This window comes from Shewanella surugensis (assembly GCF_023284005.1).
Taxonomy (GTDB): Bacteria; Pseudomonadota; Gammaproteobacteria; order Enterobacterales; family Shewanellaceae; genus Shewanella; species Shewanella surugensis.
The window spans coordinates 1-11,289 of sequence record NZ_JAKIKS010000148.1; the positions used below are offsets into that span (position 1 = coordinate 1).

An 11,289-nucleotide genomic window follows, 5' to 3' on the forward strand; every position below is an offset into this window, starting at 1 on the left:
GCGGTGCGCCAAGTCAGCGAAATAAGCTAAAAAAGGCGAGTTGGGACGATGATTACAGGGCAAAAGTTTTCTTTGGTTAATTATCCGACAAAGTATGCTCCCGCCCTGATCGCCTCCCCACCTTAAAATACCTTTATGCTCCTCTTTTTTCTCTCGATATTGACTGCGAGTAATATATATACATCCAGCCATCGACAGGGATGATCTCCTTAATTGTCATAATGGCAGGATCATCCGTCGGCTCAAACCCAATATAAGGGTTTTCACGAGGATTGATATCGATAGCACCGCCATATGCATGAACCGATGATACGCCGCCACCGATGATTTCTCTGCATGCATATGCAGCGGTATTGTTCGAATTTACAACGGCAGTATCCTCTGAGTCACTTGCCTCTTCAGGTACAAGCGACGCATCAGCGTTAAAATGGGAAAATCCTGGCGATAAAGTTGCCTAAAAGCCCGTTTAAGTGAGCCTACAATGGTATCTAACGTGGTAATCGTACCAAGCTGAGATATCCCATCAAAATCATAATAATCAATGCTAATAGTTGCTAATCTATCTTTTGGTGCACAGTTCTCATTGAACACTTCTTTGTGAATGAGGCTGGTATCATCTGCCATCACTTTGTGAATAAACATTAGATTAACCACAGCGCACAAACATATCAGTCGATTGAGACGAAACATATGACAACCTTTTTATAATGAATAACACCATATCAGACAGAAGTTCATCACTATAGACGTTGTTTAACGATTATTAGTGACAGAAAATGAATAGACAGACCATTGCGCCTATTCACCGACACCACACATACTCCCATGCATTCAACTCAATAATAAAAGCCGAATTTACCAACATGAATACAAACACAACGAGGCGAATAATTAAGGATGTCTTGGATCTTCTCTTGTCATTCTCCATCGACGTTGCCGACAATATTTTATCCGTCATCACGTGAGCGAAGCGTGCCGCTCCTTAACGTCCATGTTGAGGTGGTAGCGATTTATTCTTTGCTTTTATTCACGGTGTAGGCACCGCCATAACCTTCGAAAACAAGGACGTTTTCGCAGAGCTTACAGGAAAGTACTAGCTGCGTGTTATGGAAGTGCCTGCAAAAAGCCTGCAGCAGGCAATAAATACCAATAAGATAAGGCTTAACAACAAACTCACTTAATACAAAACCATCAAAATTTAAAATATTATTAGCTTTCATTTGAAAGAATATGTACTTTGGACGTTATGGAGATTGGTAGGGTGAAGACCACTAAAGTTGTCTCTATGAGCGAGAAGCTGAACTGGCCTTTGGATAAGGATATCCTTGATAAGGACGAGCAATCCTCATCTTACTGCAGACAATTGATATCAATAAAGTTAAAAGAGACTGTCCAGTAACTACATGGTTAAAGGCTAATTTGTAACAGACCTAGTGTGAGTAGTGATTCACTTGAAAATAACGACCTTCTATAAAACACAGTTGAATACATAAAAAACCATTTCATCAGTTTAGCGATGAAATTAAGGTTTATGAGGTAAAAACCCTCGGCCTGCTTTATATAAATGACTCTCTCCCAAAGTGGTGTCATTTAGCGCGCTGCCATAGTTTGCTCGGCAATGAAGACAAGGACTCATCTTGTTCACAAAACGACCTTTTCTGGTGTACTTTCTAATATAGGCATGTGAAATTTCCACATTACCCCGATGTAATTTTATCGCATCCCCCAGTTTATGCTGCAAATCATACAGCGCGGCATCTTCAGCGCACATCGAGTCCGTTGCACAGCCCCAACCGATCACATCTTTGCTAAGCTCACGGTCCTGACTCACATGGCCCAAATATCGAGCCGCTACCCACGGTCCACTGTGATTCCCCGTGGGTTGACCATCAGCGAACTTAGAGGGCCGACTGGCCAATTCGTACGAAATGCGTTCAAGCGGATTGGTTGGCATCCTGTCATCAATTGAGGCTCTGAGACTAACATTGACAGCGTTATGGAGAGGCTCATTCGCCCCAGAAAACGTCACAAAATAATGATGATTGTGGCTACCTCTTAAATCACCATAATGCGGCGCCACTTCAATGGGGTTTATACGGGCTATTTCAGCGATGGTGCCGTCGCAAGCGACTATTTTATCTCCGACATTAAGATCTACGGCCGTTATCCACTTTTCAGCGATAAGGTAAAAACGGTGCTCCTGTACCACAAACATCGCCGTTTTTAACTCTCCAATCGTATATTCAATCTCAATCATATCTTGTACAACACTTCCCAATACTCAATACTTTCTCTAAATAATAAGCCAAAACAATAAACCGAAACATTAAGTCAAAACAAAAAATCGACACCAACGTTCGAAACAACACTCAGCGACAGAGAATAACAAAAAATGATGAGTGGCTATATAAAAACATTGTATTCAGCAAATAATGATGGCTGTTTGAGTCCTTGCTGGTTATTGATAGTGGAACGAAAAAGAACCTAAGATAACTTATAAATGAGTGCTCAAGTGACTTGACCCCTTATCTGCTTTCTTGAATTAGCTACAGCATGCTCCGTTTTCTTGAATTGGAGGACACTTGACGCTACCAAAAGAACAATAGACACAACAATCACCCGCTAAAGGCTTTAAAATCTTATGGCAAGATGTGCATTCATAAAAATATTGACAAACCTCCGTAGGCATCCGTTCTTTTTTCTTAGCGCCACATTCTGGACAGATGATAATCGACTCTAGAATAACCTCTTTCATTTAACTCCTCCCGCATGCAACATCGTAAGTGCACCACAAAAATTAACGCTTTGAAGAGATAGTCATCTTAGCATGCCTGAGGAAACATTTATGATGCCACCCATCATTATTAATTGCTGCTGCCATCGCATTGGCTCATGACTTTTTAAGCACAATTTAACATCAAGAATATCGGTAACCAGCTAAAACTAATGACTTTACCTGAACTTCACACACGGTACGTGACTGAAAAACGTTCCGTACAAAATTGAATTAATGACGAGAGTTAAATGCCGTTCAACGACATTAAGCATGCCCAAACCAACGATGACAATTACCTGCACCTTGCCGTCGTTCTCGCTCTAAATGCACACAATAGGCTGCCAATAGGTCCTTTAAATAAAATGCGTCAATTCAGTAGTCAGTTTAAGCCAGTTTTCTTGAGGAATTCAAAATAAGCATTGAAGACTCACTGATGAGCCCCCACTTGTCACCTCGGATAGTTCGGCCTGTTTCATCAACGAGCTCAAGATAATCTTTTAGTTCAAAAGCAATGCCTTTGGGTTGATTCTGACGTTCATTGCAATCGATTCATTAAGGCATCTCCACTCTTTTGAAAACATTGGCAACTCATATCACTAAGCCGTGAGCGCGTATCACCACACAAATAAGCACGCTGCACAACACGACTACAGCAATCTTAAGATAAGGGAAATAAGGTCTGTTTGTTAAATGAAAAGTTCGATGCTGATCAAGCTTCTTCTTGGACATGGCTAGGCCAGTAATAAATAGTAAAAATGTATGATACTCCATTATATATTTAACCATAAGTTTAACTCAATATCAGTCTTGAGACCCAAGATACAAGAGGCATAACGCTGTACACTTCAAAAACAAATAAGCATTAAAATACTTTAATGATAAAGATCATAATATTTACTATCGGACTTCACTTTACATCATGTTAAAGGTTCATACATTATGATAAAAAATATTTTAGTTACGGGAAGCAGCGGCCATTTAGGTGCTTCGTTAGTTATTATTTTAAAGCAACGAGGTTTTAATGTTGTTTCTATAGATTTGAAACCTTCAGATACAACAGATATTGTTGGTTCAATAAACGATACAAAGTTAATTTATCGATATATGAAAGGAGTCGATGCCGTTATCCATGCAGCTGCACTACACAAGCCGCACATTATGACACACTCATATACAATGTTTTTAGAAAGCAATACATTAGGCACGTTGAATCTCTTAGAAGCTTCTAAATTAATGAACGTTAAATCTTTTATTTATATTAGTACCACAAGCACTTTTGGGGACGCTCTTATCCCCGAGCAAGGTCTTCCGGCTGCATATATAGAAGAATTAACACAAGCTATCCCTAAAAATATTTATGGTGTGACTAAAAAAAATGCTGAAGATTTGTGCCAAATTTTTCATCGCAATTATAAATTACCTTGTTTGATTTTAAAACTATCACGGTTTTTTCAAGGAGATGATGATTGCAAGTTAGCTAGAAGCCTCTTTTCATCCGACAATTTAAAAGCTAATGAATATTTGTATCGAAGAGTTGATGTTCAAGATGCTGTCGATGCCATTATTCTAGCAATGGAAAAAGCACCTAAAATAAAATTTGATCGATATATTATTAGTGCCAATTGTCCTTTCTCAAAAAAGGATATGCCTGCACTACGCTTAAATGCATCATCAGTCGTGCAAAAATACTTTCCAAACTATATTGATATATATCAAGATCTAAATTGGAGGATGAACACTGTCATTGACAGAGTCTATGTTAACGATAAAGCGAGAAGAGAATTAAATTGGCAACCAAAATTTGACTTTAAATATGTATTAAACGCTTTAATACGAGGTCATAATTACAGGAGCCCGCTCGCTGTGGAGATGGGATCAAAAGGTTACCATGATGAAGTGTTTGCTAATGGCCCATACCCTATTTTCGAAGTCTGCAAACGGGTGATGGGTTGAAAAAACCATACAACCAATGGGCTTTAATACTCGAAATAGATAAGTACAAGTCAGTTGCTTTACAGACTGCTGAATAAACCCGTCTGCATACGCGCCGGACCACAGCCTATATCAATGACATCTTTACCTTTAACAGCGTCTAATAATGCTGGATTTTTAATTCTCTTCTCTGGATTGCGCTGCTTATTCGATTAGACCTCGTTCTTTACGCACATCGATAATACCCCCTTTATTCGATACCTTGGTATATCCAGCTTCTTTTAGGGCAGACATGGCTTTTCCTGCCCGCCTTCCACTGCGGCAATACAAATGAATTTCCGTACTTTTATCTAACAACATATCATGCACACCTTGAACAATATTGTCGTGTGTAATGCGAATATCTCCTTCGATACTGTCAATAGCATGCTCAGCTTGACTTCGCACATCAATCCAAGTGATGGCGGCACTCGACAAAGCGCTGAAAGATACCGCTAGCAATAACAGTGAAATCTGGGCAAATATTTTCCAATGCATAATGTAAACCTTAACGGTATTGTATTCGCTGAAGTTGACCACTTTAGGACTGACAGGTTAATGACTAAACCCACTATTATTCATCTCTTTATTTATCCGATCCTTACCGTTCCAAAACCATCTGAAATTAGGGGCTTCAGTGTACGCCCAATGTAACAATGGCTGGCAATACATCTAACTACTACCAACTTCAGTAACGGATCCTATTTTTACTGTAATCTTCAGGTCCCAAAATGGCTTTATTGTATCTTTTGTGCCACTAACTAGATCTTAGATTGCCATAATAACGGACACACTTTGGCCTAGAAAAGAGGAAGAGTTGCTTATAAGCTTCAATCTCTCACAAAATCAGCCAAGGTTCTCAAATGAAAAACCCGTATAAGCAATTCACCTTAAAAGAAAGATACCAAATCGAAACGCTAAGTAAACAAAATCTCAGTGCGAGAAACATTGCTAAGCACTTAAAGCGAGGAAATAAAGCCATATCGAATGAGTTGCAACGCTGTCCTCTTGGTCATTATAGTGGTGATACGGTTCATACCCAAGCCATTATGAATCGTCAATTGGCTTTCAAAAGTAAAAAAGTAACGAATAAACGGAGTGAATTAATGGACTCCTTGCTCAATATTGGTTTAAGCTCTGAGCAAATAGCGGGTCGTATGAAACAAGAAAAACGGCTTGCCACAGTCTCAACTAACACACTATATAGACTGATTAAATCACTCAATATGGCAACAAAACTGCCTCGCAAAGGTCACCCTTATAAAAGCGGTAAAAAATCAGATGCAGGTGCAAAATCAATCCCTAATAGGGTGGATATTAGCCAACATCCTGCCATTGTTGATAAAAAAATAGAAATAGGCCATTGGGAAGGTGATACGGTATATGGACAAGATGGCTATCTAGTGACACTAGTCGAACGCATCTCTAAATGCCTGTTAACGAAGCGAGTTAAAAACAAGTCAAAAACAGAGGTCACTAAAGCCATAAATCAAATTATTGTAACCTTAGAGGTAATAGTTTTGATGGTGATACCCACAGCTTTGGATAATGTCTTTTTTATTTATATTGCCTTTATGAAAACCATATGCCATTGATCAAATATCACTCTAAAAAAGTAAAAACTGACTTCAATCAGGTGTCGGATGAAGAGATAGCTCGGATATTATTCACCATATGACAGATTTATGCAGCATTTGAACGCAGCTTAAGGTATAAAGTGTTGTGTTTCATGTGGCGAAGGGGCCCTTCAACGTAAAATTCAAACAAAGTTCAACAGCCCCTAGTCATCAAGATTTTTATTCCTTGGTTGATGTTAATTATTTCCATAAACACGGACGGCTTTTGCGTTGTAATTATCGGTAGTATTAATCCTTTGAGCAGTGTTAACGCCACTTACCGAATCCACTGGTTTTGCTTCATCATACGTACCACCATATCTGTCAATTCCCACTGTGAAAACATTTATTCTACCTGGATACTGTTCAGCAAAATGATCCGCTGTTTGTGTCGCCTTCGTTCCTGCTGCTTCTGCATCACGCGCAAAAGCAAAAAATGCTCCCCCTCTGTGTTTCGTCCCGTAGACTCCTCCAGCAACAGATACAGCGATCGCTTCAATGGCGTAAGGATTACCAAGATATATATAATAAATATTATCTTCAGCATAACCACATAACTTCTCCCGTATGCTCGCCTGAGTCGCACCTACTGCATCTGTGATAGCCATACACCCCTTTCTAATATTATCCTTTACGGCATCCCCAGACATTACAGGTCTTAGTAAACAGATTCCAATTACATAACGATACATATTCAGGTTGTTAGGTGTTGCATTAACCTTAGAGCAAGCCATATATTTTGCATCTTCTGCTGCTTCTGCTTCCGCATATCCTACTTCTGCGCGAGCTATTCCAAGGACTAAAAGAATGGCGGTAGCAAACATAGTGACTCTAACTATAACTTTACTCATCATACTTCTCCTGCATCAATTAACTAAGTATGATTATAGCAATTACGTTGTTAATACTCCCCCAAAAAAATGTTACTAAAAATATCACTGGGTATGACGTCCAAGCCCCTCCGCCAGCCGCTTATGGAGATAGTGTCATTAATTTCTCTCGTATAGAGAAAGCGTTAGCGGCATATCAATCCGTACAGCTTTTCATTAATAACCCCTTTTTTGATTATGTCGATGGTGATATTAATGCCATTGATAATGATGAAAAGTGCGGCGAGATCACCTTTATGGCAAGCTCAACGGGTTGTACTTTTTGTCATACGGGGCCTTTTTTACCACTGAAGCACCATTACCGGCGAATTATCCTCAAATAGGCATAGGTAAAAATGCGGATGGTTCTGATAGTGGCACAGAGGGAGCGACGCCCAGTGCAGGTGATTCAATTACGCGTTATTTTGCTGATGACGAAATGTGTGCGCTTGAACAGTTTAAAGACATCCCTAATTGCGTCGAAGTGGTGGCCCCCGATGGGTTAGCGCATTCAATGGCCATTTTAGAGGGCAATGCCGAGTTCTCTAATAATATCAGTGACGCTGAGGTGGACTCGATGGTAAACAGTTAGGATCAACAGATAAAGACGATAATCCATTGTAAAATTTAGTTTTTGTCTGAAAGTAATAAAAGGCAAGATTAGCGCGAATCCTGCACTTTTGTGCTGTCATGTAGACTTTTAATCGCAGCATCGAGACTGGGAAGTTTGATTATATTGTGATGTCTAAACCACTATCACTTTCCTTGGCACTAGTATTAGTATAAATCCTTAATGGTTCATCCTCGTATCAAAACCTAATCGACAGGCGTAGACCAAGTAAATAATAGATTGTTTTTATATTCATCACGCGATTGCCCATAGCGAAGAGACTATGGCTAATAGCACCAAAAAAGGCATGTCAATTGAAAGAGAGACCTACTTATTAAAGCGGATCGTAAACGAGCTGCTTTAAGCTTTCTGCTTGTAAAATGGAAGGTACAATGCTGATCAGGCTTCTTCTTGGACCTAGCGTAACAAAATCCTACTTCTACTCGTCAATTAAGCTTGTAGAAAGGTCTAGAACAAACAGCAAAAGATCAAGGCGAAAATATATCATAGAAAACCCCTCTGTCAGGATGAGATAGCCGAACTAATTCCATATCATCACCACAAAACGCACAAACAAATGGATTCATACCTGCCACTTCTCTAAAAAATCACTATATTTCAATCGACTAATATAACTAATCATACCATCAACTAAATCTCCTGCTACATTTGCGATTATTTCATACCATTTCTTAAAACTCGCTGTCGCTTGTAGCCCATAATAACGAATCCTCTGGAATCCTTTAGGCAGGAGATGTTGCATCATGCGCCCAATAAACACCTCCGCATCAACACATTCATACCTCGCCGTTTACTGCTATATGACTGATAGTAATAACTAACATCCCCACCGCTAACACTGGTTATTCTTGACACACCTATTGGTGGTGAAGCTAAGTATTTAGTCAGGTATTTAAGTAAGCCTCGATAATTTTTCGTCGGGACTTTTTTATCATTTCCAGAGTGGACATATAACCCTTTAGGATGCTTATCCCTGAGGCCTTTAATGATACCGTTTAGCTCTTCAACACGAGTCAACATGAATTCAAGGAAAAACCAAGTCACCCATTGTTAACTCTCTCATGTGATTGAGCTTATACAAGCCCTTTGCACAATGAACTTTAACACCTATATGAAGGTGCCCCTCGCCCGAAAGTTTTTAAAAGCAGATCACACCCGAAAAAGCAATCATCACTTTTCAGGAAAACCATCTCCTATGAACGACTTCGCTGTGAAGAAGGTGTTAAATTATTCAAGCTCCACTTAGACAACATTTGCTGATCAAGCGGATCCTCTCCTTTTAATGCATTTTGTAAAAAATAAAAGTCATCAAAACCAAAAAACACCTCATCATCTAACAAAATACTGGGAATACCAAACACCCCTTTAGCTATGGCCGTCTCTGTTTGCTCTTTCAACCTGTTTTTTGCAATATCTAACTGCGCCTGAGCAATCAGCTGCTGGCCATCCAGCCCCACCTTATTCACCAACTCAATAACCACACCTTCATCACTCACATGCTGCTGATCAACCCAAACCGCTTTAAACAAAGCATCAATTAGATTCCATCGCTCAGCCGATTCAATATCAAGCGAGGATACACGCAGCGCAAGCAAAGGATTAAAAGGATGATGAATCGGTGGATTCATCGGCACTCCTAACGCCGCACTTTTACGCAAAATATTTTTTAACATCCACGCCCGCTTAGTAGGAATTTCTGCCGGCCCCACATTACCATGAGCATTTAATAAACCCGCAAACAACACTGGCACAGGGTTAAATTGCACCTGATACTCATCTGACATTTTTCTCAACTGAGTCCAAGCAAGGTAAGCATTGTTTGAAACATAATCAAAATAAAAATTTAATACCTTCATTTTAATACCTTAACTTAATTTTCAGTGGATTCGTTAGAAGCAATCACCGCACCTGAAGAAGCATAGCGTTTTTTAGTTTTTTTACTCCATTGCTGCTCTTCTCCCTTGGGCGCACCATAAGCGACACCTCTTTGCACACCGGGTCGTAACGAAACAGACTCAAACCAGCGAACAACATTTTCATGATAGGTAATATCAATTTTACACCACTTCCAGGCACGCACCCAAGGAAACACCGCTATATCTGCAATAGTAAACAGCTCACCAGTAATAAATTTTTTACCCTCAAGTTGCTTATTAAATACCGTTAATAAACGCTGCGCCTCTTTAGAAAACCGCTCTAAAGGATGCTCTCTTTGCAACTCACTGGTTTCATTTATCAAATAACGGGTATAACTTAATTTATTACCAAAAACAGGTCCCAAATTAGCCGCCTGCCAATACACCCATTGCAACACATCCCATCTATCATCACCTTCAGGCATCAAACTTGAAGGAAAGGCTTCAGCTAAATATTGCAAAATGGCACAACTTTCCATCAAACACACATTATTGTGCTTTAAAGCCGGAATTTTTTGATTCGGATTAATCTTTTCATAGACATCAGAAAACTGCTCTCCTTGCAGTAAATTTACCGTGTTGACTTGAATATCAGGTAGCTGCACGCCTTGTTCTATCAACTCTTCAAGCATAATAGAAGTTTTCCAGCCATTAGGGGTTGGTGCGGTCCACAATTCAATCGACATAATAAATAACTCCAGAGAACTCTGCTAAATAAGCCAAGTTTATCATTAACTCATTCCATGCTTAATAAAAAATGTCTAACCTTCACTCAAAAGCCATCATTCAAAAAACTCAAATCACAACAACAACAACAACAACATACTGCTTTGTGCTTCTTCTCTTGCTTTCTTTTGATTGTAGAACCAGTGCGAATACAAAAATAACCATCGGAGGCAGGGCGAAGATTTACGATAGTAATCGTTTTGAGCGAGAGACAAGCGCTAAGTGACTCGAGCATCAGTATGCCAAGACAAAAAGCCTGACATACCCATGTCTTAATCATTTTCTGCTCGCAATAAATTTAACAATAGGTGACTTGGTTATTCCTGTTGCTTGCCGCAGGCTAAGATTGTGGATTCCCATCCACACAGGGGCAAGGAGGACTGCTCGTCCTTATCCTCCTTGCATCCACCATAACGCCCCGACGGAGTAGAAGCACTGTGAGCGTCCGGCGAACTACGCCTTGCTTAGTTTAACGTGCCAGGGTAAGAGACTATTGAGGTCGCAGCTGGGAGAGGATAATTGTTCCAAACAGTGTGCGATATAATCGAAGGGGATTAAACCATTCGCTTTCGCCGTTTCTATGATGCTGTACAACATAGCACTCGCCTCTGCACCACGGTGGTTGTGGTTAAATAACCAGTTTTTTCGACCGATCACAAACGGTTTTACAGCACGCTCAGCACGATTGTTGTCAATATTGAGTCGACTATCCTCTATGTAACGACTGAGCGTTGACCATTGATTAAGACAATAATGTATGGCTTTCCCAATCGCACTTTGCTTT

The 11,289-nt window shown here is 39.9% G+C and carries 15 protein-coding genes and 2 pseudogenes; 4 read left to right on the forward strand and 13 right to left on the reverse strand.

Annotated features, from left to right (window positions below; all coding sequences use genetic code 11):
• The 6 genes and pseudogenes from L2764_RS23420 to L2764_RS23440 form a co-directional block, all read right to left on the reverse strand.
• Positions 1-192, reverse strand: a 192-nt coding sequence (locus tag L2764_RS23420) for a hypothetical protein (RefSeq protein ID WP_248942751.1), incomplete at its 3' end; no start/stop codon positions are given.
• On the reverse strand, positions 134-328 hold the full coding sequence (locus L2764_RS28375) for a M15 family metallopeptidase (RefSeq protein ID WP_376708479.1): 195 nt from the start codon (positions 326-328) through the stop codon (positions 134-136). The genes L2764_RS28375 and L2764_RS23420, both read right to left, overlap by 59 nt.
• Positions 329-363: 35 nt before the next feature.
• Positions 364-642, reverse strand: a complete 279-nt coding sequence (locus L2764_RS23425) for a hypothetical protein (RefSeq protein WP_248942752.1) — start codon at positions 640-642, stop codon at positions 364-366.
• 880 nt (positions 643-1,522) lie between these two features.
• Positions 1,523-2,278, reverse strand: a complete 756-nt coding sequence (locus L2764_RS23430) for a hypothetical protein (RefSeq protein WP_248942753.1) — start codon at positions 2,276-2,278, stop codon at positions 1,523-1,525.
• A 264-nt stretch (positions 2,279-2,542) separates the two neighbouring features.
• Positions 2,543-2,755, reverse strand: a complete 213-nt coding sequence (locus L2764_RS23435; RefSeq protein ID WP_248942754.1) for a GDCCVxC domain-containing (seleno)protein — start codon at positions 2,753-2,755, stop codon at positions 2,543-2,545.
• Between the two features lie 285 nt (positions 2,756-3,040).
• Positions 3,041-3,316 (reverse strand): annotated as a pseudogene (locus tag L2764_RS23440) (transposase); the annotation flags it as partial.
• A gap of 399 nt (positions 3,317-3,715) precedes the next feature.
• Between L2764_RS23440 and L2764_RS23445 the strand changes: the two are divergent.
• Positions 3,716-4,729 carry an NAD-dependent epimerase/dehydratase family protein gene (locus L2764_RS23445; protein ID WP_248942755.1) on the forward strand — a complete coding sequence of 338 codons (1,014 nt, stop codon included), beginning with the start codon at positions 3,716-3,718 and terminating at the stop codon, positions 4,727-4,729.
• 183 nt (positions 4,730-4,912) lie between these two features.
• Here the strand turns inward: L2764_RS23445 and L2764_RS23450 are convergent, their stop codons facing one another.
• Complete coding sequence (locus L2764_RS23450; protein ID WP_248942756.1) at positions 4,913-5,245, reverse strand: rhodanese-like domain-containing protein; 333 nt, start codon at positions 5,243-5,245, stop codon at positions 4,913-4,915.
• A gap of 365 nt (positions 5,246-5,610) precedes the next feature.
• Between L2764_RS23450 and L2764_RS23455 the strand changes: the two genes are divergently transcribed.
• Complete coding sequence (locus tag L2764_RS23455; RefSeq protein WP_248942757.1) at positions 5,611-6,342, forward strand: IS30 family transposase; 732 nt, start codon at positions 5,611-5,613, stop codon at positions 6,340-6,342.
• Between the two features lie 218 nt (positions 6,343-6,560).
• On the opposite strand, the gene L2764_RS23460 is transcribed toward L2764_RS23455, so the two are convergent.
• The gene (locus tag L2764_RS23460; RefSeq protein ID WP_248942758.1) at positions 6,561-7,217 is read right to left on the reverse strand and encodes a hypothetical protein; all 657 of its coding nucleotides are present in this window, start codon (positions 7,215-7,217) and stop codon (positions 6,561-6,563) included.
• 298 nt (positions 7,218-7,515) lie between these two features.
• Here L2764_RS23460 and L2764_RS23465 point away from each other — a divergent pair, with 298 nt between their 5' ends.
• Positions 7,516-7,824 carry a hypothetical protein gene (locus L2764_RS23465; protein WP_248942759.1) on the forward strand — a complete coding sequence of 103 codons (309 nt, stop codon included), beginning with the start codon at positions 7,516-7,518 and terminating at the stop codon, positions 7,822-7,824.
• 268 nt (positions 7,825-8,092) lie between these two features.
• Positions 8,093-8,206: pseudogene (locus tag L2764_RS23470) on the forward strand (DNA mismatch repair protein MutT); the annotation flags it as partial.
• 219 nt (positions 8,207-8,425) lie between these two features.
• On the opposite strand, the gene L2764_RS23475 reads toward L2764_RS23470, so the two are convergent.
• The 5 genes from L2764_RS23475 to L2764_RS23495 all read right to left on the reverse strand — a co-directional run.
• Entirely contained in the window at positions 8,426-8,608 is a 183-nt protein-coding gene (locus L2764_RS23475) for a hypothetical protein (RefSeq protein WP_248942761.1), read from the reverse strand.
• Complete coding sequence (locus L2764_RS23480; protein ID WP_248942762.1) at positions 8,605-8,907, reverse strand: transposase; 303 nt, start codon at positions 8,905-8,907, stop codon at positions 8,605-8,607. The genes L2764_RS23475 and L2764_RS23480 overlap by 4 nt, the downstream gene beginning before the upstream one ends.
• A gap of 149 nt (positions 8,908-9,056) precedes the next feature.
• Complete coding sequence (locus L2764_RS23485) at positions 9,057-9,719, reverse strand: 2-hydroxychromene-2-carboxylate isomerase (protein WP_248942763.1); 663 nt, start codon at positions 9,717-9,719, stop codon at positions 9,057-9,059.
• 14 nt (positions 9,720-9,733) lie between these two features.
• A complete protein-coding gene (locus L2764_RS23490; protein ID WP_248942764.1) occupies positions 9,734-10,465 on the reverse strand; it encodes a glutathione S-transferase family protein in 732 nt (243 codons plus the stop codon).
• 493 nt (positions 10,466-10,958) lie between these two features.
• Positions 10,959-11,289, reverse strand: a 331-nt coding sequence (locus L2764_RS23495) for an IS66 family transposase (protein ID WP_248942765.1), incomplete at its 5' end; no start/stop codon positions are given.